At 35.6% G+C, this 20902-nt stretch carries 22 protein-coding genes and 1 other annotated feature; of the genes, 6 read left to right on the top strand and 16 right to left on the bottom strand.

The genetic code is table 11. From position 1 onward, the window contains the following. Positions 1-33: 33 nt before the first annotated feature. Together ltrA (JI665_RS19290) and JI665_RS19285 are read right to left on the bottom strand one after the other, a co-directional pair. A complete protein-coding gene (gene ltrA, locus JI665_RS19290) occupies positions 34-1818 on the bottom strand; it encodes a group II intron reverse transcriptase/maturase (protein WP_035332922.1) in 1785 nt (594 codons plus the stop codon). A 688-nt stretch (positions 1819-2506) separates the two neighbouring features. Then, the gene (locus JI665_RS19285; protein ID WP_206842942.1) at positions 2507-2833 is read right to left on the bottom strand and encodes a hypothetical protein; all 327 of its coding nucleotides are present in this window, start codon (positions 2831-2833) and stop codon (positions 2507-2509) included. 298 nt (positions 2834-3131) lie between these two features. Between JI665_RS19285 and JI665_RS19280 the strand changes: the two genes are divergently transcribed. The 5 genes from JI665_RS19280 (at position 3132) to JI665_RS19260 (ending at position 7143) form a co-directional block, all read left to right on the top strand. After that, positions 3132-3431 (top strand): hypothetical protein, encoded by a 300-nt coding sequence (locus JI665_RS19280; RefSeq protein ID WP_206842940.1) that lies wholly within the window; start codon positions 3132-3134, stop codon positions 3429-3431. Between the two features lie 399 nt (positions 3432-3830). Next, a complete protein-coding gene (locus tag JI665_RS19275) occupies positions 3831-4241 on the top strand; it encodes a hypothetical protein (protein WP_211202638.1) in 411 nt (136 codons plus the stop codon). Positions 4242-4444: 203 nt separating this feature from the next. Beyond that, positions 4445-5665, top strand: a complete 1221-nt coding sequence (locus tag JI665_RS19270; RefSeq protein ID WP_139266909.1) for a translocation protein TolB — start codon at positions 4445-4447, stop codon at positions 5663-5665. A 372-nt stretch (positions 5666-6037) separates the two neighbouring features. Further along, positions 6038-6751, top strand: a complete 714-nt coding sequence (locus tag JI665_RS19265) for an endonuclease/exonuclease/phosphatase family protein (protein ID WP_206842932.1) — start codon at positions 6038-6040, stop codon at positions 6749-6751. A 107-nt stretch (positions 6752-6858) separates the two neighbouring features. Beyond that, positions 6859-7143 (top strand): hypothetical protein, encoded by a 285-nt coding sequence (locus tag JI665_RS19260; protein ID WP_206842930.1) that lies wholly within the window; start codon positions 6859-6861, stop codon positions 7141-7143. A 233-nt stretch (positions 7144-7376) separates the two neighbouring features. On the opposite strand, the gene JI665_RS19255 is transcribed toward JI665_RS19260, so the two are convergent. The 13 genes from JI665_RS19255 to JI665_RS19200 all read right to left on the bottom strand — a co-directional run bounded on the left by JI665_RS19255 (position 7377) and on the right by JI665_RS19200 (position 16857). Continuing rightward, entirely contained in the window at positions 7377-8522 is a 1146-nt protein-coding gene (locus tag JI665_RS19255) for a hypothetical protein (RefSeq protein WP_206842929.1), read from the bottom strand. Between the two features lie 58 nt (positions 8523-8580). Next, positions 8581-8817 carry a hypothetical protein gene (locus tag JI665_RS19250; protein ID WP_206842927.1) on the bottom strand — a complete coding sequence of 79 codons (237 nt, stop codon included), beginning with the start codon at positions 8815-8817 and terminating at the stop codon, positions 8581-8583. 208 nt (positions 8818-9025) lie between these two features. After that, positions 9026-9151: a hypothetical protein gene (locus tag JI665_RS29005; protein ID WP_280516111.1), complete on the bottom strand. Its 126-nt coding sequence runs from the start codon at positions 9149-9151 to the stop codon at positions 9026-9028. A 91-nt stretch (positions 9152-9242) separates the two neighbouring features. Beyond that, positions 9243-9443 carry a hypothetical protein gene (locus tag JI665_RS19245; protein ID WP_071160098.1) on the bottom strand — a complete coding sequence of 67 codons (201 nt, stop codon included), beginning with the start codon at positions 9441-9443 and terminating at the stop codon, positions 9243-9245. A 55-nt stretch (positions 9444-9498) separates the two neighbouring features. After that, positions 9499-10278: a type II toxin-antitoxin system SpoIISA family toxin gene (locus JI665_RS19240; protein ID WP_206842926.1), complete on the bottom strand. Its 780-nt coding sequence runs from the start codon at positions 10276-10278 to the stop codon at positions 9499-9501. 119 nt (positions 10279-10397) lie between these two features. After that, on the bottom strand, positions 10398-11501 hold the full coding sequence (locus JI665_RS19235) for a hypothetical protein (RefSeq protein WP_206842924.1): 1104 nt from the start codon (positions 11499-11501) through the stop codon (positions 10398-10400). Further along, the gene (locus tag JI665_RS19230; RefSeq protein WP_206842922.1) at positions 11501-12022 is read right to left on the bottom strand and encodes a hypothetical protein; all 522 of its coding nucleotides are present in this window, start codon (positions 12020-12022) and stop codon (positions 11501-11503) included. Before JI665_RS19230 ends, JI665_RS19235 begins: the two co-directional genes overlap by 1 nt. Positions 12023-12034: 12 nt before the next feature. Next, positions 12035-12373: a hypothetical protein gene (locus tag JI665_RS19225; protein ID WP_206842920.1), complete on the bottom strand. Its 339-nt coding sequence runs from the start codon at positions 12371-12373 to the stop codon at positions 12035-12037. Positions 12374-12454: 81 nt separating this feature from the next. Next, positions 12455-12661, bottom strand: a complete 207-nt coding sequence (locus JI665_RS19220; protein WP_035333029.1) for a hypothetical protein — start codon at positions 12659-12661, stop codon at positions 12455-12457. A 137-nt stretch (positions 12662-12798) separates the two neighbouring features. Further along, positions 12799-13311, bottom strand: coding sequence for a 5'-3' exonuclease (locus JI665_RS19215; RefSeq protein ID WP_206842919.1), 513 nt, complete (start codon positions 13309-13311; stop codon positions 12799-12801). A gap of 197 nt (positions 13312-13508) precedes the next feature. Next, positions 13509-15311: a group II intron reverse transcriptase/maturase gene (gene ltrA / locus JI665_RS19210; protein ID WP_206842917.1), complete on the bottom strand. Its 1803-nt coding sequence runs from the start codon at positions 15309-15311 to the stop codon at positions 13509-13511. A gap of 723 nt (positions 15312-16034) precedes the next feature. Further along, entirely contained in the window at positions 16035-16451 is a 417-nt protein-coding gene (locus JI665_RS19205) for a hypothetical protein (protein WP_206842914.1), read from the bottom strand. Positions 16452-16476: 25 nt separating this feature from the next. Continuing rightward, complete coding sequence (locus JI665_RS19200; protein WP_206842912.1) at positions 16477-16857, bottom strand: hypothetical protein; 381 nt, start codon at positions 16855-16857, stop codon at positions 16477-16479. A gap of 278 nt (positions 16858-17135) precedes the next feature. Between JI665_RS19200 and JI665_RS19195 the strand changes: the two genes are divergently transcribed. Then, the gene (locus JI665_RS19195) at positions 17136-18149 is read left to right on the top strand and encodes a hypothetical protein (RefSeq protein ID WP_206842911.1); all 1014 of its coding nucleotides are present in this window, start codon (positions 17136-17138) and stop codon (positions 18147-18149) included. 433 nt (positions 18150-18582) lie between these two features. Here JI665_RS19195 and metG read toward each other — a convergent pair whose 3' ends face one another. Beyond that, positions 18583-20229 (bottom strand): methionine--tRNA ligase, encoded by a 1647-nt coding sequence (gene metG, locus JI665_RS19190; protein WP_206842910.1) that lies wholly within the window; start codon positions 20227-20229, stop codon positions 18583-18585. 58 nt (positions 20230-20287) lie between these two features. Then, positions 20288-20560, bottom strand: a binding site (T-box leader). Between the last annotated feature and the right edge of the window lie 342 nt (positions 20561-20902).

Below are 20902 nucleotides of genomic sequence, written 5' to 3'. Positions count from 1 at the left end.
ACTTTCACCGCATACGGCGTTCCATCTATACCTTTACATAGGGATTACTTCGAGTTTACAAAGTGTCCTTAGTTGGTTTAGTTTAATAATCTGCTTCTCAGAGAGATTGAATTTACTTAGAGTTTTATTGATGACTTCCTCATTAACAGCATGTATGAGCTTGTGTATGTCTTTATGGATAACCACTAAATTATCAAACCTATCAGTACCGCCTAAACTAGCCGGAGTTTTGTGATGACAGTGTACTAAGCCGTGTGTAAGGGGTAAACCCGATACTGCACATAGACCTTTCTGCATTGAAAACTTGGACAGCCTATTGTCCGTGTATTCAACAGAGCGGTTTGGCAACTTAGATTTCATAAGTTTGACTAATTCAGTGTCCCAAGAATAGCCTATTCCATCTTCATAGATATTTACGTTTTGTGAATAACAGCGGTTATTCTTCGTCCTACCTAGACTTATGGGGTATAGATAGACTCCCATTACTTTGTAGGTTTTGTAAGATGTGGAATAAAATTTAGTGTAGGTATCTGACTTGGATAAACCCGTCGGATAATCATACTGGGCACATCTTTGTAACCTGTTATTCATCGTAATTCTAATTTTATGGTGTATTTCTTTTAGGCTTTTGCTTACATGTGTTGCATAACGGAAGTAATTTTGAACCCCAAGTACCACTGAATTATATGCAGTAGCACTTTGAGCGTTCGAATATCTCTGTATTTTGTAAATTCTTTCTCTTAATGTGTTGATGATTTGTTCTTTCTTCTTATCGTCAATGTAAGAATGGCAAACCCATTTACTACCTTTGGCAGCGGCTTTAAGTTTAAAACCTAGAAACCTAGTAAATTTCTTTTTAAGATTGATAATCTTGGATTTTTCTTCGGAAATATCCAGTTTCAATCTATGTTTAAGAAAATCGCTCACAGCATGGAACCATCTGACAGCATGTTCATAACTGTCGGTCATTATCCTAAAGTCATCAGCATATCTAATGAGATAACCTGGTTTAAGATTAGAGCTGGTTTTTAGGGCATAATAATGATGCCTTTGTGTGTAGCTGTGACGAGTTTGAAAGGTTTCCCATTGGTCAGAGATCCACCAATCTAGCTCATTAAGTACAATGTTAGCAAGCAAAGGAGATAATATACCTCCTTGTGGTACTCCTTTGGTAGGAATACCTTCACCTTTTATAGGGGCTTTCAGCATTTTACTTACGATGGCGATTACTCTTTTGTCCTTTATACCGATTTGCCACATTTGTTTTAGTAAGAGTGAGTGGTTCACATTATCAAAGAAGCCTTTAATATCAATATCAACTGTGTAATATTGTTTGCCTCTATTGATAAGGTGTTGCACCCTAGCTACAGCGTGATGTGTGGAACGGTTGGGTCTAAAACCGTAAGAGTGTTTATGGAACCTCGCTTCACAGATAGGCTCAAGCACATTTAGGAACATTTGTTGAATTATCCTATCGATAATACTTGGTATTCCTAGTGGTCTTTTGCTATTTCCATCAGCTTTGGGTATCCAGACTCGTTTGACCGCTTTAGGTTTGTAATTTTCTAGGTTTGCTCTTATATGATTGACAAAATGCTCTTTATCCATTTTAGCTATGTCCTCGATGGTCTTTTTATCCGCTCCGGAGGTCCTAGCACCTGAATTGGATTTGACCAATCTATAAGCCAGTAGTATATTTTCCTCTGAGATTATGATTTCGTACAGATTTTCAAACTTTTTCCCATCACAACTTTTTCGGAACAACTCGTTCTGAGTATTCCCAAAGTCGTAATAAGTTACTGGTCTCTTTGTTCCCACTGGTGCAGTATCACTCCTTATTACTTATTAGGACTAATACCAACTCACCTTCTTACCTGAAAGGTGGGATTTACTTTGTAATTTCCTACCATAAAGTAATATAGACTAGGGACTATCCCTCCATCATATTTCTATGATTTCAACGGTACTGTGTCCCCGCTCTCGCAATGGTAAATGCACTTCGGCCGAAACCTTATAGCAACCTTCGTATCGGTAAATACTTTAAATGAAGTCCATTACTTTCCACGTTCCTGCATTTCTATCTGTACATATACTTTTAGGTGTCTGGCTATACGCCTGTGAAATTATAACCTCATTGTTGGTTATTCCGAATTTCATAACGTCGAATCTTACTTTTCGGTATTTCACCATGCCATTAAGCATGACGACTATTTCTAGTCGTTATGGGTCTAGACGTGTACATTCGCAGATTCGTCAGTTTCCTATCAAAGAAACATTCTCACCATGAGTATTTTATAGAGCCCCGACCTATCCCTAACCATGCCTATAAGGTTTAGGTTAGATTCAGCCGACTTTACCTAGCTTCACACAATATAATTTACCGATTATATTGCATGTAGGAGTATTAGGCAGTTGGTTTCAGTTCAACATGACGACTTTCATTCCCAACTTCGAAATGCAAGTTAATCCTTTAAAGTTGCTGACAAGGATCGCCTATTTCGCTTAATTAAAAGCTTATAAGGCAACGTGTCGCACCGACATCCCACTTCGTTCTAGTGGCTGTAAATTGAAAATAGTTTTTCTCCAGCTCCACTCGAAGCTCTTCTAAAGTAATCCCTTCCTCTGGGATTTCCTCCACAAAATCAGAAACAACAAAATGTTCCGTTGCAAAATGAATAGACCATTCCGCAGTTACCTTTATTTCTTCCTTTGGTTGAACAGGTGTTTTAGCAGTAGCTGCTCCTTTACTGGCTGAAGTGTTCTTCTTCTCTTCAACCTTTTTTTCTTCTACTGGTTCCACCCCTAAATCAAAAATAGATAATTCGTTAGTCATACTTTTTTCCTCCTTAAAAAGTAATGGTTGTTTTAAGAGCATAAAAAAATACACTCTATTAAAAACAATCGACATAGCTGCTACATGAGCAGTTTGTAAAGTCAATCACTTTTAATAAAGTGCATTCATTCAGAAATACTTATCCCGCATGGGTTAAGTAAAAAAAATTAAGAAAATATAATTCTATTATATACCAATTGTCCCAGAATTGTTATCATTAATTCTTGTGAATTCGCGGAATTCAAATCATAGTAGTACAATGGAAAAAAATTCGAAATCGAAGTGAGGAGGAAAAGAATTGCTGAACCAACAAGCAATTTCTAATCGTATCTCGAACACAGAGAAATCAGCTAGAACTTTTAGTTTAGATAAATTACAAAGGCAATTTCTTATCAATCAAATAAAGCCACTAAAAAAAATTAATGTTCCTACGTTAAAATATACAATAGAAGCAGACGAATTAGTGGAGTGGATATTTGAGAAATTAAGTAACGATGAAATACAAAAGGTTAGCTCTATACTCCGAATTGCACAGAAGAGATCCGCAGATATTAGACCTCTTATTGGCACCATTGCCTTAAGCTTATTAAAAAAATAATTTATTTTTCCCTTTAATTATTGAACAAAAAATAAACGCCCGTAAGAAAGCCTAACGGGTTCGGTTTTCGAGTACAAAAACATAATTCGCATACAAATTAGCAGTCCAATTCGCAACTGAATCGGACTGCTTCCTTTTGTTGATATATTAAGGTTTTACAAAAATTGAGGGGTGTTTTAGCACTCGAATTATCACCCTTTTAGCAGGGTGACAGAAGTTATTGTCAGTGTGTCAATTTGAATTGCTATGCGAATTGGTGTGTTAAAAAGGATAAGCAGGTTTCTGGATATTTATGTTGAAATGATAAGGTGGCTTATTCAACTACGGGGCAGGTTAGTTGAATAAAGAATAACAAATTAGGGATATTAAGCGGTAAATCTGAATAAGGGGTGAATTTTATTGGTTAAACAATACTTAATCTTATTGGGTATTTTTTTATTTGCTTTTACTCCTTTACAAATGGTTAAAGCAGAAACTATTCCAAAGGCAGAAGATATATATATGACAACTGAAGATATTGTTTCAGACCTTGTGTTTCCAACTATTGATAAAAGAGTAATTAAAGAGTATGGGGGCGATACCCTTTTTGACTGGCAATGGCAAAGAATCGTCGGTATAAATTACAATGACAATCATTCTTATGATGTTGCCGTAAGAATTCTCATTCCTTCTAAAAATAATGATAATGATAAAGAAGATTTAGTTAAGGTAAGAGTATCCCCATCCTGTGACAGTGGAAAGCTTAATAAGCTGAAATGTAATCATGATTTTAAGATTGAAATATTAGATTACAAACATTTGTCTCAATAAGAGGTATTACCTTATTCAACAAACTGTGCATTACTTAAAGAACCAGCTGCCATCTCAGGCGGCTTTTCTTATTGTCCTAAAGAGGGGCAGGTTTATGGATGAATAATTCTCGGATGAAGAGTATTAAACCAGCTTTTGTAATTTAACTATGTGTTGGAATCAAACTATATTACCTGGTCATCCTATACTTAGGAGGGATGACCTTGATTGTTAGAGTTTTACTATTATTAATCTTTATGTGTTTTCAACTTTCCCAAATGGTAAGTGCATCTTCACTTCAGGCCGCCTTTATCCGTGATCACCAGTTATGGATAAAAAAGGGAGACCAAGAAATTCAAATTACAAAGGATCGTTACGTTTATTCCCCGAAATGGTCCTATGACGGACGGTTTATTGGTTATATAGATGGAGACGAGCAGGGTGAAAAATCAGATTTATTCATTTATGATACGGTGAAAAAAGAAAGTTATCAGCCGTATGTAAGAGTTGAAACATCTGACTTTAAATGGTCGCCTGTCAAAAATCAATTAGCATACAATGACCGGGGCTTATTAAATGTTACAAAAACAAAGAACAGCCGTCCTGAAGGGTTCGAGAACGTTTCTTTAGGTGTCAGCGGCTTTGAATGGTTTCCTAATGGAAAAGAATTTATCGTTTCCTCACAAGCGAGTATACGTCCTACTGGATGGGGTCCTATACCTCTTTACAGAGTTCCGGTTGATGCCAATCTTAATGCTGATAAAATAAAGACTTTCTATACTATTCAAACAAAGGAACCAGATTTATTTGCGATAGATGCTGACTACTTTAAGTGGAGTGCTGATGGAAACTGGGTCAGCTTCTTAGCGATACCTACTGCTTCCTGGGCAAATGATAGCAATACATTATGCGTTTTATCCTCAGAAGGAAAAAATTTTCAAGTTGTGGGGAAGATGCTGTGGTACAAAGACTGGATAAAGTGGGCACCTAAAGCTAATCAACTAGCCTACATCTCAGGAGAAGGAAGATTTTTCGTCGAAAACAAGAAAACAAAGATTGCTGACATTCCGATTTCCAGGCAGCAAAAAGAGTTCACACCAAAAGGTTATGTTGACCTTGATTTGGAGTGGTTCTCCCCGGATAAAGTAATTGTTGCTCGTGCAAAGGAGAACAAGGAGTGGAATGAAGGGTCTGTTCCCACAATGTATACATCCCTATTTACAATCAACATTAAAACGGAAGAACAGACTCAGATTACCTTTCCTAAAGATAATGAACTCGATGAGGATCCTGTAGTTGTGGGTTCCAATCTTACTTGGTTTCGTAATAAAGGAAAAGCCCATTCAGGAGTTGTATGGGTAAGGGATGGTTTAAACGGACAACAATATGTATGGATAGAAAATGTTGATTCTGCCCCTGTATTTTTCCAACTTAGCAAAAATTAAGGTGTTAACGGGAAAAGGTGTTGCCTCTCATTGACAGCACCTTATATTTTCAACTTTATAAAAAAACGGGGCAACGTTCCTGTAATAAAGCTAAGTTTGTGAACAAATGTACTTAAACAATAGGGTGCGAATATCCTTTTAAGCAACAATATTATCTTAAATCACTTCAATTTCAAACAACTTTTAAGAGCCTTATTACATATCAAGTAGTAGGGCTCTTGTTTATTAGAGCGAAACTAAATAACTTATTTATCGGTTCTACTTTTGCTCTTGAGTATTTAAAGGAATTTATGTGTTCTTATCGAAAATAAGTAACCAAGATCCCAATAAATATGTACTTAAATACTATTAAATATATATAGGAGTATCAAAATGAAACTAATTGTTTGGAATGCTGCAATGCGTTTTAGAGATAAATTGGAACACTTAAAACCCTATCAAGCAGATATTTTAATTATTCCAGAATCCGAATCTCCGGAAAAATGGGGACAAACTAAACCTCAGGACGTTAATCAATTCCTTTGGTTTGGTGAGAAAGTTAATAAGGGGATTGGTATATTTACATTAAATGAACATTATAAAATTGAACTTCACCCTTTATATAACAAGGATTTTCGCTATATTATTCCGTTGTTGGTAACTGGAAAACGGAATTTTATTCTCTTTGCGGTATGGTCACAAAATATAAAAGCAAAATTTGAAAGTTACATTGGTCAAATATATTTAGCCCTAAAATATTATGATAGTTTGTTGAATGAACCCTGTGTTATTGCTGGGGATTGGAATAGCAATAAGAACTTTGATCATATCAAGAGGGTTGGTACTCACACGGATGTTGTCAATTTATTGAAAAGTAGGGGTATAACTAGTACATATCATCATTTCTATAACGAAGAGCATGGTGATGAGACACAGCCTACCCACTATTTTCGAAAAGAATTTGCAAGACCATTTCATATCGACTATATTTTTACTTCTACAGAAATACTATCATCGCTAAATAAAATGGAAGTAGGGAAACATGAAAATTGGATTAAATTAAGTGATCATATGCCTTTATTTACGGATTTTAACGGTATCCAATAGCCAAATATTTTCAGAATCAGCTGCCAAACTAGGTGGCTTTTTCTTATTTAACAAACGGGGCAGTTTAGCATTACACGACATAAATAAAAATATATGGAGGTCTAGTTATGTGGGTAATATTTGGGGTTATTGCAATAGTAACAACATTTATAAATCTTTATATGTATAAAGCAGGAAAGGATTATAATCTCGCTATGGCAATGGCATTATCATTTACAGCATTAACAATTTGTGCAGATTACAGTTACCTAACTCGGTGGGTAAAAACGGAAGATTGGGCGGCTTTATCGGATGTAATACCTGGTATGGCAAGGGCATTTTGGTTCTTGACAATTGTTTCTATCTTACTAAATATAGCACCTATATTTTTAGAACGAAAACGCAAGAAATAAAGGCTTACTGTGTAAGTCTTTATGTGTAACTATCGGGTGCAATCTTCAACAATAATGCGATAAAAAAAGCTCGAAGCATAACGTCTCCGAGCTTTTTTGCGTGCTAATTCAACTGCTAAAGTATCTGCTAATTCAACTGCGAATTACACTTCGAAAAGCATTGCTGATTCGAATTTTGCACTTCAAAACCGAACCCGTTAAAGAAAGCCCGGGCGTTTATTCAATTTAACTTACTAAGCGAAACTGAATAATTCTACTCGCTTTATTTCTTCAAGTTCAATCAAAAATTTTAAATTTTGCTTTATAATATCATTGGTATTTAACTCTGCCGGTGCATCGACCCTTTCAGCATTCGGCAAATACAATTTACGTTGTGAAGGATTCCTTCTGCCATTAAGGTAAGCGGTGCTATCACTTGAAAAGAACGGATATTCTAACAGCATTTCATTGGCTCCCCCAAGGAAATGGAAGTTTATATTAGGATATATATTAAATATTCTATCCAAAATAACTCTACAGTAGTTCAATCCTTTCTTCATTAACGGAATCAACCCTCCAAGTGCAATGACCTCATGTTCTTCCTCAACTAACGTTTCCAGTGACTTCAGTGAATCCGAAACCTGAAAGACAGGGATGATGTTTGCTCCTGGAACCATGGCCTTTAATTTAGCATAATTTTCTTTTGTGGCTTCAGGATTTCCTATTACATCTAAGGGGAAGAACCCTAAGATTCTTGGATTATTCTTATTAGCATTAATAAAGTCAGCATACCCTTTCAATATCATATCCTGTTCGGTTTCTTCATCAAACAGGGATAGATTTTGTAAACCTTTCTTAAATTTTTGATTATGAAGAGAAAAGCTACCACTATCAATATAAGCATATAAATTATATCGATCTAATTGCTTTAGACAGCTAGTACCTGACTGCAGGATTTGAAAGAAATTAAAGAGCACAAAATGTCCTCCTATTGATTTAAGCAGCATCAAACCATTCTTTTCTCTTTCAAGTCCACTCGCCCAAAAACGTAGGGTCTTAAGTGATAAACGGTACCCCTCTCTTAATTTCAATAACCTGGCAATATGATAAAAAATCCTATTTATCATTCCAAATAGTGCTGATGAGTAGCTGGAGAACCCCTCCATATCCTTTCTAATGATGGTTCTTTTAAATAACGTAAAAGAAATAGCACGTCTTAGTTGCCCTCTGGTTATTGAAATTGTGCCACCCTTTTGCGTTTTAACAGTAATAGCATTTTTACCATACTCAACAATATAGTTTGTTATTCCACTGGCCGTATTATAAAAGCCTGCTTTCTTCATTTCCCGCTTAAACATGCGTTCATAACTTCTAGCGCTTGTTTGGTGCTTTACAATCATTCCTCATCCCTGCCTTTGCTGTAGTAGTGTTTTTAAGCTAAACTTAATGAATTTCAACCTAACAATCTTCAGTGAGGTCCTGCAGGGCATTCTTTTCATTAGTGTAAACAGTCACTTCTTCGGCCGGTATTCCATAGTTTACTCCGCCAACTATTAATTCTGCCTTAGATTCCTCAAGGACTGCATATTGAACATATACGTTTTCTTTATGTTCCCAGCCACTTAGAATAGCTTCAGCATCCTTTCTACAGAAAAATAAATTATCAAACACTCGGTAAACCTTTTTGATGATCATTGTAATCCCCCTTAAAAAGTAATGGAAAATGCAAAAAACGCACTTTACCCAAAGGATTAAATTAACTACGATAGTAGTTTTAATCACTTGGATAAAGTGCGTTCATAAATTTAATAATAACGCCCGCCTGGGTGTTAGTAAAAATGAAAAGAAGAAGTATGAGTCTAGTATATCATTCCCATTAGTCGTAAAAAAGGAAAGATTGCAGCTATTTGTTTTCCGCTTTCTTTTCTTTTAGTACTTCTATTATCTTTTCGTTTTCCTCTGCCACTTTAAATCCCATATCTTTAACAACGGTCTTCTTTCGAGGTTTCAGATTCTTATCTTCTCCCATAGCTATCCTCCTTATATAAGAAGTATATCCATGGACCTTTTGTAATATGACCATAAAAAAAGCAAAGGCGTTTTGCCTTTGCTTCCAGTCTCTATTGATTATTTAACAACTCTAACACCTTTTTATTCATTTCATTTACACCACTAAATGAGTCTCCTGGTGCAACTTTGGTTAATTTCTTTCCGCCATTATTAATTGCAGAGGTTTCTCCAGAGGGAGTTACCATTCTGCCTGCTCGGCCTCTATACTTCTTAACCTTTTTTCTTGAATGAGCAATTCTGCTAGCAATCATAGTTAATCATCCTCCAATGGATTGATTATTTTTAATTATACCACTAATACGCGTATTAACACATCTCCCATTCAAAAATACTGATGAGATTGACAATATTAAGAGCATCAATTCCTGTAACTTCAACATCTTTGCTGCTAACTAAAGCTAAGTAGGTATGCTGGCCATAAAAAGGAACAATAAATAATTCTTCTATGACCAATGGCAAACTTTCTGCATCAGCTAGTCGGTTCGAGACGTCTTCCATATCTTCAATGTTCACATTATATCTTCTTTCAACCTGCTCAAGTGAAACCATAATGGCATTGACTAATTCCTCCTGATTTTGATAATCGGGTATCAGGAATAATTTTAGATTGAAATCAAAAAAACCAGTATATTTACTTACGTATTCACAAAGCTCTTTTTCATATTCTGTCCAACTTGAAACCGGCTGCTTTCCCATGAAATAGTCTTCTGATTCTTGGATTACTGCAGTAAAGGTATTTGCTTTTTGAGTAACAAAGCCTAATGTCCTTTGGTTCTTCTCTAGTGTCTCACGAATTAAGTCTTCATGCTGAAGTTCAGCATTGAATATCTTTAATATATTAGGTGTTTGAAACACTGCAAGATCCACAAAGACAATGAAAGCTGTCATTTGGAGCAACAGCTGCCAGTCCTTATAATCCATCTCTTGGAGGATAAATCCCAGACAAAGGGCCGTTAAGAACATGACATATAAGCTTTTCCGAAGTCTTCCTATGTGTAAGATAAAACCTTCACGGTTCCTAAAATAGTAAATTAAGCTTCCCACTAAGTACAAGATGCAAACGCCAAAAAATATTTTTAAGTACATGTAAGTACTCCTTTCATCCAGGTAAAGAAACCTAAACCTAACAATCTATGTGTGTACTTATTCCAATAGATTAATTATATGAAAAGAGCCTTATTGGAGTATACCAATAAGGCCTCTCATTAATCTTTTGCAACAAATTCAGCAAACGTTTTATTGGATGGAGACAGCGTCTCATCATCAAACTCTGCATTTTGATATTTCTCAAACAACATACGGGTTTGAGGATTCACATGACCATTATTAGGAGTAGAAAGAAATACATAAGGAATGTGCTGCAGCTTATCCAGTGAGTCTATCTTATATTCCCCATAGCTCCAGCAAACTCTGTGATCTCCAAATACATTCGAATATGGATAATGGTACAAGCGAGTGTCTTCTTTCAAAATCTTATCCTTTACACAGGCAATTTTGATTTTACTAATTCGATGATTATGAACACGAAAATAAAACAGTAAAGAAGGATGCCCTACCTGCTTGTATTCCACATCATGAAAACGAACATTACGCTTCTCTTTCGATACCTGAATAATGACCGTTTCACTTATCAAGTCTTTTTGGTAGTACAAAATATTTTTAGGCATAAAACTATTACAAAGCACACGATTCGGTACGGCTGTACTTATGGCTTTTTCTAGCCAATCGTTTTGTGCTTTCGTAACAATGGAGAAAAATAGCTCCTTTAGTTCTTCTTGATTCTCTGTCATGGCCACTTTTTTAGCTGCGACATCCAAAATCTTTGAAAGGGCAGGAGTAGATAGCTCTTTGTTTACCTCTGCTTTGTTTAATAATGTAAGCAGTAATGACTGAAACTCCACTGAGTCAGATTCCATCTTATCAACATTTTTTAAAGCCGATCCAAGGATGCCTCTCAGACCCATCAGATCAATCTTTTGAATGTCTACTTTATCTAGTAGAAGTATCAATAAATCTATATAATATTGGTTTTTTTCAAGAGAATCTTTTTTATTGTTTATTTTTTGAATTAGATTTTCAAAAACCGTTCCTACATAGCGCACGTCAGCCTCTTCATCGATATACTTCTGAATAACTTCTAAATATTCCTTTTCAAATAAGTAATTTAACAATTCCTGTTCATCAATAGCGCTGAGCATGCTTCTAATAAAATCGTCAGTCAGCGCTTTTCTTCTTCCAATTTGAATATCTCCATCGAATTTCTTTATTTCTACATGTTTTGACCCATCTAACACAACTTCCATTCGCATTAAGCTACACTCTCCTTCGATAATTCTTGTCTTATTTCCTCCAATAAGGCTTGTAATCGATCCTTTAACAGCAACATACTTTCAAAAAAGCTGTACATAGGGCCGTAACAAAAATCAAAATAGAGACCAATATTTCCATCCTCGCAAAATAGCATTTTTCCGGTAAACTCCCCAAAGTCTCCATCCCAAAATTCATGGTAAGACTTAATGATTTGCTGGAACTTTAAGTGTATCGACTCTGGAACCGTACCAATTTCTTTATAAATTTGTTTCAATTCGGGACTATTTATTATCACCATTTCTACACCATTGCCATTGGTATTGGAATCTATTTGTGTCCATTTATTTCCTAGACAAATCATACTTAGTAGGAATTCCACTCCCTCTTCACTACTTGCATAATATTCAAAGTGATCAGGTGGATAAATTCCTCTCATTTCAAATAAGATTTTTGCTTGGATGACGCGATCAATTGCATCCTGAAATTCACTTTTATCCATTTCTGATAAACCAGGCAGCATCAATATTCCTCCTTAAAAAAACCGTTTCTTTTTAGGTTTCGATTGACTCCAAATAGTAGAGATAATTTCACCTATATAGCAAATCTCCCTAAAGTCATTTGAATATAAATGATATCTTTCCTGAATCTCATGATCTTCGTACTCTCCTGCCTCCATGCTGGGAATAAAGTAAATATCACCTAAGGCCATTTCTAATGTTTTTCTATCAGTTTTCTCTATGAATTCCTTTATCTCACCAAATGTATTTCCAGGTGAAAAAATAAGAGTATTAAACACATCCATCGTATTTTCGCTGTCTATTCCCGGCTCTCCGTTACTTTCGAGTTCAGTCCAGACTTTTTCAAGATTCATATCAATTCCTCCAAAATACAAAAACACTCAACCAATTATGGATGAGTGTTTCTTTCTTCTTCAATAATGCAATTTTATTTATTATCCTACTTGTGGAAGACCTTCATAAAAAGTCGGTCTTGTATCTAATCCTGGACCACCATGTATCACAATATACTTAGGAAACTTCTGTTCGAATTTATATTTCATATCTTCGAAAGTATCCGCCTCATTCTTAGAGGCCATTTGTGCATTGTGAAAATAACCAGTTTGTTGATCCACAACAATTAGCCAAAATATACGAATCATATCTTATCTCTCTCCAATTTCGGTCTCTATCTCTATATCTATTTTTTTCCTTATTTTAGCATGATAAAGTATAATTTTACAATGCTATCGCAAAACTAGACATAAATTGAGATAAACTGACAAGATAAAATACTAATTTATATTTTATATTTCCCTAGATTCAAGTCACGTAAGAAAGATTGAAACCCCAGTTCTGAACAGGCTTCTTCTAAATACTCATTATGCTCTTTCTTACTTTGATATAGAATATCATCCTTATGTTCGATTGGACAAATATCGCTTTTTAGAGTTGTTAAGGTCTTAGACAGTACCCCGCTTGCCTTACCTTCCTCTAGCTTCTTCTTATATCGGTTAAATTCTTTGGGTAGATTATCTATGGACTCAAAAAGAGATTCAATCGTTTGAAAAGCTTTTATTAACCCCATAGCTCCTTTTTCTCCTATACCTGGGACCCCGGGAATATTATCAGAGGAATCTCCCATAAGAACTTTAATTTCGATGATTTGAATAGGCTCCAAACCTTGATATTTAGACTTAAATTCTTCACTGTTATAATAAATATCCGTTTTCTTATCGCGAAAGATTTGAACAACTTGATTACTTACAATTTGAAGAAGATCTTTATCGTTTGATAACGTAAAAACTTTCATATCGCTCTCCAGCATGCGGGCCAGCGAAGCAATTAATAGTGATAGGTAAGCCTTTGGATTCGGTATCCTCCGTAAACAACTTTTCAATAATACTAAATTTTAGTAGGTATTATTTTACTCGGTTGAACTTTTCCCCCACTCCACACCGTACGTGCAACTTTCATCGCATACGGCGTTCCATCTTGTGATGTTATTGATTAACTAATAGGTTCTAAGTTACACATTTTACGATAGTTATCGATTTTGTTGATTACTTCGCTACTAGGGCGTAGTTTATCTATATATTTTTTAATCGTTTGTACATCCACTGCATGGACTAGGATATGAATATCTTTCTTTAAGATTCGCAGATTATTAAATTCATCTGTTCCTCCTAAGCCGGTGGGTACTAGATGGTGACAGTGTACTAATTCAGCAGGTAGGAATTCTCCTGTGATTTCGCATTTACCGTTTTTCATACTGTACCTACTAATTCGATTATCCATGTATTCGATGCTTCTGTTCGGGATGTTTGACATCATGAGACGTCTGATTTCAATCAACACATCGCCTCTAAGTTCCTTGTGAATATCGTCTCTACCTTTTTTAGTGTAAGTAGTCAAATGTTGTGAAAAGTTCATAACATTTTTATGGCTTACATCCGTGATGGGATAAAGATATATTCGTCCTATTTTGTGTGTCTTATAGGTGGTTTTATAGAACTTAAAATAAGAAGGCGGAGGTTTCTTAGGACGTTCATACTTGCCGACTTTTTTCAAACGATTGAATAGGGTTTTACTAAGCGCGTATGCTAGTTTATTAAACTCTGGAAAGACGTGTGTTGCAGCACGGCTATAGTTGTGAATGCCTAGCACCCAGCTATTGTAGAGTAAAGCATTTTGGGCTGTTGGACTTTTTTGAATTTGAATAATTCGTTTTCGTCCGTCTTCCTTGTATTGCTCCATCTTTTTCTTGCTAGGTCGAGTGAATGCTACACATTTCTTTCCTTTTCTTTCAGCTTTGATTGAAAAACCTAAGAACTCGGATTTTCTTTTTCGTAAGTTTATCACTTGTGATTTTTCAGGTGATATGTCGAGTTTAAGTCTATCCTTTAGGTATAGCTTTACAGCATGGAACCATCTCTCAGCAGTTTGTCGAGTACGACAAAGAATTTTGAAGTCATCCGCATATCTCACAATATAACCTTCTTTGAGATTAGAGAATTTCTTCAGACTTACATATTTGTTGTACCCTTTATTGAATGTATGTTGGGTTTGGAAACCTTCCCATTGACCATATATCCACATATCCAAGTCATGTAAAACTACATTGGATAATAAAGGTGAGAGGATTCCTCCTTGTGGAGTTCCTTTTGTAGGGATACCTTCTCCATCTATCTCTGCTTTCAGCATTTTACTTATTAACCTTAAGACTTTCCTATCTTGTATTCCTAAATTCCAAAGTTGTTTAAGTAGTAGTGTGTGATTTACATTATCGAAGAAACCCTTAATATCCACATCCACTACATAATGTAATTGTGAGAGATTGATTAGACTGTTTACTCTTGATAAGGCGTGGTGTGTTGACCGAAATGGTCTAAAACCATATGAGTGATTATAGAATCGTGCTTCGCAAATTGGTTCGAGAACCTGTTTGAAAGCTTGTTGAATAATTCTGTCACTCATACTTGGTATGCCTAAAGGTCGTTTATCTCCATTGGGTTTAGGTACAAGAACTCTTCTTACTTTCATTGGCTGATAGTTTTCGAGTCGTTTTTGAATAAAGCGGACAAATTTATCTTCATTCCAGTCTTGGAAGTCTTTAATTGTGCGCCCATCTGAACCAGCAGTTTTAGAACCCTTGTTATTTTTAATTGTACGATAAGCTAGTAGGATATTTTCCCTTGTTACGATGGTATCGTATAGGTGTTTATGTGATGTACCCTGTTTACTTATTTCATACAATTCATCGAATTTTTCGGTCATACCGTAGTATTCCCGATATCGTAATTGTGCTTGCATAATGGATCACTCCCTTCTTGGAATGATATTCCCATCTTCATACAAGACCCTTGCAATTCACTGTTTAGAATATTAGTTATAACTATCACAAGACTTGAGGCTATTCCTCCATTACCATTACGGTAGTTTCAATGGTCATGCCTCTACTCTCACAAAGGTAAATGTATTTCGACTATAATAAAGCCTTATAACAACCGTTTGGGCTGACAGTCCCATTGCAACGTCCTTTGTTTTCCTTGTTCCGCTAATTCTATCTGTTCATATATCCTTAGGTGGCATCCTTTGAGCCTGTAAGTCTTTCATTCCCATAGTTGAATGGACGAATTTCATAACGATCAATCTTACTTTTCGTCAACTTACGTAAACATATATTTACGAGATACCGATTAGATATCTTAGCCGTATAGACCCTTACATTCGGAGCTTCGTCAGACCAGTTGGTCATTCTCACCATAGATATTTTATAGACACCCGGCTTATCAGTTACACCCCTTACCGCTAAGGAGCTTTCGTGAGATATTGTAAAAATATCTTTTAACGGTAACTTTCAGCCGACTTCACCTAGCTTCACACTTTTTGGATGTCTGTCACACCAAAAGCATGTAGGAGTATTAGTGTGGTCGCTTCGGAAAACTTGGATTCCTCATTTCAACCATCGAATTAGAAGTTAAATCTAAAGTACTTAGATTCAAACATTTCCCGTATGGAGAATACGGTTATTGTTTAACAAGTCGCACGATCATCAGCTTCATATTGTTTGTGAGAGAAAACTGGAATTCCAATTCCCTTTAAAATTGACCTTAACAATGGAAATTGTTCTTTTAGTTCATCCGGCTGCTTCCCCCTTGTCCCTTTATATTCTTGGAACAAGTCTTGCCTAAACCCTCTTCCCTCATCAAAAACCACAGCTAAATGAGTGGCTTTTAATTCATCCTTGTATTTAAGTATCATTTTCAAGAACCCTAAAACACCGTTGGTATATCTTCCATCAGGAGATTTCATGATATTATCGGGATTTAATGCAGATGCATAATAGGCTCGATTTAATACGTTGTTTCCATCAACAATGAGAGCTACTTGCTCACCTACTGTTTCCCTTATTACTTCCTCAATGTCATTAAACAAAGATAATTGCAGCATTTCATATTCCTCCTTAAAAAAGTTTCTAAAATAAAGTCAGCTGTTCTGGATCCGATAATACCTTCTCATCTTCGGTAGCTACTGATGGAAAGACTTCCTGGTCAGTTGAAGAATCTAATGCTTGCTCAACTTTATAAGCTGAAGCATCATCTACTAGACCTCCGTAATGCTTTCGTTGATAACAGCGACAGAATTCCTTGGCTTCCGGGTCCTCCATTTCGTAAGAACAGGTTTCTCCCATATTACAGCTTTTCCAACGAGAACAACACGAAAAACCAGCTTTACTAAAGCCGGTTACAGTAGTGGACCCTGTAGTTGTTTTCATTATTTCTTCCTCCTCAATAAAAGTAATTAAAGCAAAAAAAAGCCCAATTTGAATCACCAATAAAAAGCGAATTTCTTTCATCGGTAACTCAAATTGAGCTTTTCAATTAAATAATCCCTTTCCTGCATAGGTAAGGTTGAAATTTCTAAAAATAATATATGCATAGTATACCATTTTTTCTTTATTTTGGTATATGTTAAATGCTATGATTATTTTATACTATTTCTTTTGTTACCTAATCTACCCACGCGGGCAGATTTTTCTTTACTACAATGCATTCATTTGAATGGTACCTTATGTCCTTGTGACAAATGCCATTGAATGAATGCTTTTTTATTACTTTTTAAGGAGTGAGGTTTATGTTATCAAAAATGAAAATGGTGATCTTTTGGGCTGTCATTGCCTACCCAGCAACATGGATCCTACAGTTTGTATTTAAGATTCCTATTTTTAATGAGTACAAAGAAATATTAGAGTTTTTTTACACTGCCTTTTATTCATGGTGGGATTGGATGTTGATTGCCTTATTCTCTTATTTGGTAACAAGAGAAATTGTAAATACCAAATTTGAAACTATGGAAAAAATTCGGTCTAATCGATTAGTAACAGAAATGGAAAGATGGGTTGAAACTCCCTATATTCCACCAATCATGGCGTATTATCTAAGTAACCCGCCACAGGCAGTGAGTACAGACATTCGAAAAGTAGTTGATAACCGGTTCTATCAGAGAGTCATTACTTTTTTCAGAGACAGAATCTATATTAATGCTAGCTTTAGTAGCCTGGATCCTTTAGAAAGAGATTCGAATATAAAGAATATCGGATATAAGGACCTTGCGGCGCTTATAGCAGCCTTTGGCTTTGTCTTAGGTTGGTTTGGTGCAGTAACACTATCAGATCCTTCCAAATGGATTTACGGATGGGAGAGATTCTCCATCCCCCTTGTGCTTTATCTGAGCTTATATACATCCATGAAGCTGCAGGCGATTATGGAAATGCGTTATAGCAAATTAGATAAGGTACTCACAAAACATTTCGGTGAAGCTGAGCCCCATTATCGCTGGAGAGAATTTTTCCCTGACCAACCTAAAGGTGAGACTCTTTTACTTGCCTGGAAAGCGGAATGTGAAAAGAGGCAACGGTATACGAACATGCTTCAAGGAGGACTTATGGAAGTGCAGCATTATTCAAATCCTGCACTTGCCCCTTACCCTTACCCATCTCAGGAATTACCTCATTGGGTAGATGAATTAGATAATTATTATGTAGAAAAAATGGAATTAATGGCCAATCCTGAGCCAAAAACAATCCCATTAAAAAAGAAAAATAAACAACAAAACAACGTGGTTAATTTTAAACGTAAACCATCATAAGAGAAGCTATTGCTTCTCTTATTTTTTTGATTTCATAAAAAATGTGACGTAGTTCAATTTCATATTCAACAAGCCTTAGGACATAATTCGTGAGCAAGGCTTGACCCCATCATCATTAAATAAAACAGCTAACACTATTTTTTATTTTTCGTTTAATAAGTGGGCCATACCCCATTCATTGATAAATAATATTCATAAAATGACCTAAACAAAAAATTTAGCCTTCAGCCAGCTAATTAAATGCACCTGAAAAAGGTGCCTTTTTTTTATGAACATATTTCTTGTTACAGAAATATTCCTTTTTTCTAAAAGATGCTAATTGAAGAAAAGCACCCTATTGTTTAAGTACAATGTTTCACAACTTAAATAGAAATAAGAAAGGCTGTCGGAACAGCCTTCCCTTGTCAATTTATTAAAGGCTTTAAAAATAGACTTAATCATATTTTATTACAGTTTGATTGTTTAATCTTTCTAGTTCTTCTTCAATTCTTGCCGGGTCTATTCGCTCAAATAAAGTTTCAACATTCGATAATGTTTGGGGTTGAACCAAAAATGAATTCCAGCTGGTTTCCAATATATTTAACATTTTATTAACTTTAACACTGGAAAAAGGAAGGAAAGGTTTCAAGATATTTGCTAAATTACCGATTAAGTAAACGCAATTTGCAAGAGTCTGTTTACATGACTCTTTATCCTCGTGAATCTGTTTCCAAGGTTGTTGTTCATCAAAGTATTTATTCGAAAACCTTACTAGCTCAAAGACTTTTTCCAGCCCTTGTTTGAACGAAGCATTTTCAATGTTCCGTCCTACTTCACCATACAAATCATTGACTTTATCTTGAATAGCCGAGTTAATGACTTTATCAGGGATAACCCCATCAAATGATTTTTGAATAAATTTCAATGTTCTGTTTACAAAGTTACCATAGGCCCCCAATAATTCACTATTATGACTATAGATGAATTCCTTCCAAGAAAAGTCTGCATCCCGACTTTCTGGTGCGTTTATTGTTAAAAAATATCGTACAGAATCTGGTTCGTACCTATCCAAAATATCTGGAACCCACACTGCCCAGTTGTTACTTGTAGACAATTTCTTCTTCTCTAAAGTCAAGTACTCATTTGAAACGATGTGAGTTGGTAAAGAATCCTTCCCTAATCCAGCCAAAATTCCTGCCCATATAATTGAATGGAACGGTATATTATCTTTCCCGTGGACGTAATAGGATGTGGCATAGGAATTCCAAAAATTTGAGTCATCATTTTTAGTTTCTTTTGACCACAGCTTGCTAGCTGTGTAATATCCTGAAACTGCTTCAATCCAAACGTAAATTTTCTTATCTTCATAACCAGGCACTGGAACACTTACCCCAATAGGCAAATCCCTGGAAACTGCTCTATCCTGCAAACCTTCTTTCAAATACCTTTTTGTCAATGAAATTGCATTTTCACGCCAAAGATGTCTACTCTCGGCTCCCTCTGTATAGTTTTCTAAAATATTCTGTATAGAACTTAAAGAAAAATAAAAATGCTCTGTTTTTCTTGTGTTGGGGGGATTACCACAAATTTTGCATTTCCTTTCCAGTAATTCAAGTGGCTCAAGAACAGTAGAGCAGTAATCACATTGATCACCACGTGCATTTGCCCCACAATTTGGACAAATGCCTTCAACGTAACGGTCTGGTAAGAATTGCTGATCGTATTCGCAATATGTTTGTTCAATTTCCTTCTTGTAAATAAGACCCTTTTCAAGCAGCTCCAAAAAAATCTCCTGGACGATTTTATGGTGATGTTCAGTGTCAGTCCTTGTATAGATGTCGTATGAGAATCCTAATTTCGAAAAACACTCTACAAATTCATGGTGATACCGATCCGCTATCTCCTTTGGTAAAACCCCTTCTTGTTTTGCTCTAATTGTAATAGGTGTGCCATTACAATCGCTTCCTGATACATATAAAACCTTTTCACCTTTTAAACGATAATATCTAGCCAGTATATCGCCAGGCAACAAACTAGAAATGTGACCAAGATGTAATGAGCCATTAGCATAAGCCCAAGCACCACCAATAAAAATACTCATACGTTTGACCTCCTAAAATAAAATATAAAAACAAAAAAACCTCGCCTTAACCGTAATAGTTAAGGACGAGGTTTAAATTCCACGTGTTACCACCTTATTTCGCAAATGATTCACACCATCTGCCTCAGCAAGTACGGAGTAAGAATCTACTCTTATACTGTGACATTGATAACGAGTGCCAAAACTCGTCGTATCCTACTAATACAAAAAAGTATGTTCAGTACGAAGCTCAGAGACCATTGTTCAAATGACTGTTTTTGCTTCTTTTCAGCTACCGAAGCTCTCTGGGGAAAAACAAAATCATTTTACTTTTTCTCTTCATTGCCTTTATTAAATAATTAAAGATAGTTTATTCAATAATCTTCCATAAGTCAATGTAAATTCAATTTTTATACATTTGAATTCCTTCTTCAGCTAACCTCCCTCAATAAAAGAAGCGAAAACACTTATTTACTCTTGTTTTCTTAGAATTTCATAGTTATTTACCTTTCGGTAACTCACTTTATAAATGGAGGATCTTCACTTGAAAGGATATTTTTGGACAGAGTGAGAAAAAAGAGTTAGAACCCACTAACCAGTCCCTTACAGAAAATGGTGGATGAGTAAAAATATAACCGCACTGGTGGATGTCCACATTTACTCATGGAGGTCAACCCTCCCATGTCTCACAGAG

The sequence above is a fragment of the Bacillus sp. NTK034 genome (assembly GCF_017303275.1).
Classification (GTDB): Bacteria; Bacillota; Bacilli; order Bacillales; family Cytobacillaceae; genus Cytobacillus.
This window is presented reverse-complemented; position numbering and strand designations above follow the sequence as displayed.

What these genes read in the sequence shown, in the direction of transcription:
- JI665_RS19225 (WP_206842920.1), bottom strand. Translation starts at nt 12,373, where the DNA reads ATGAATCTTGAAAAAGTCTGGACTGAACTCGAAAGTAACGGAGAGCCG.
- ltrA (WP_206842917.1), bottom strand. Translation starts at nt 15,311, where the DNA reads ATGCAAGCACAATTACGATATCGGGAATACTACGGTATGACCGAAAAA.
- JI665_RS19240 (WP_206842926.1), bottom strand. Translation starts at nt 10,278, where the DNA reads ATGTACTTAAAAATATTTTTTGGCGTTTGCATCTTGTACTTAGTGGGA.
- JI665_RS19285 (WP_206842942.1), bottom strand. Translation starts at nt 2,833, where the DNA reads ATGACTAACGAATTATCTATTTTTGATTTAGGGGTGGAACCAGTAGAA.
- JI665_RS19220 (WP_035333029.1), bottom strand. Translation starts at nt 12,661, where the DNA reads ATGATTCGTATATTTTGGCTAATTGTTGTGGATCAACAAACTGGTTAT.
- JI665_RS19265 (WP_206842932.1), top strand. Translation starts at nt 6,038, where the DNA reads ATGAAACTAATTGTTTGGAATGCTGCAATGCGTTTTAGAGATAAATTG.
- JI665_RS29005 (WP_280516111.1), bottom strand. Translation starts at nt 9,151, where the DNA reads ATGGGAGAAGATAAGAATCTGAAACCTCGAAAGAAGACCGTTGTTAAA.
- JI665_RS19235 (WP_206842924.1), bottom strand. Translation starts at nt 11,501, where the DNA reads ATGCGAATGGAAGTTGTGTTAGATGGGTCAAAACATGTAGAAATAAAG.
- JI665_RS19215 (WP_206842919.1), bottom strand. Translation starts at nt 13,311, where the DNA reads ATGAAAGTTTTTACGTTATCAAACGATAAAGATCTTCTTCAAATTGTA.
- metG (WP_206842910.1), bottom strand. Translation starts at nt 20,229, where the DNA reads ATGAGTATTTTTATTGGTGGTGCTTGGGCTTATGCTAATGGCTCATTA.
- JI665_RS19255 (WP_206842929.1), bottom strand. Translation starts at nt 8,522, where the DNA reads ATGATTGTAAAGCACCAAACAAGCGCTAGAAGTTATGAACGCATGTTT.
- JI665_RS19260 (WP_206842930.1), top strand. Translation starts at nt 6,859, where the DNA reads ATGTGGGTAATATTTGGGGTTATTGCAATAGTAACAACATTTATAAAT.
- JI665_RS19200 (WP_206842912.1), bottom strand. Translation starts at nt 16,857, where the DNA reads ATGAAAGAAATTCGCTTTTTATTGGTGATTCAAATTGGGCTTTTTTTT.
- JI665_RS19250 (WP_206842927.1), bottom strand. Translation starts at nt 8,817, where the DNA reads ATGATCATCAAAAAGGTTTACCGAGTGTTTGATAATTTATTTTTCTGT.
- JI665_RS19245 (WP_071160098.1), bottom strand. Translation starts at nt 9,443, where the DNA reads ATGATTGCTAGCAGAATTGCTCATTCAAGAAAAAAGGTTAAGAAGTAT.
- JI665_RS19205 (WP_206842914.1), bottom strand. Translation starts at nt 16,451, where the DNA reads ATGCTGCAATTATCTTTGTTTAATGACATTGAGGAAGTAATAAGGGAA.
- JI665_RS19195 (WP_206842911.1), top strand. Translation starts at nt 17,136, where the DNA reads ATGTTATCAAAAATGAAAATGGTGATCTTTTGGGCTGTCATTGCCTAC.
- JI665_RS19230 (WP_206842922.1), bottom strand. Translation starts at nt 12,022, where the DNA reads ATGCTGCCTGGTTTATCAGAAATGGATAAAAGTGAATTTCAGGATGCA.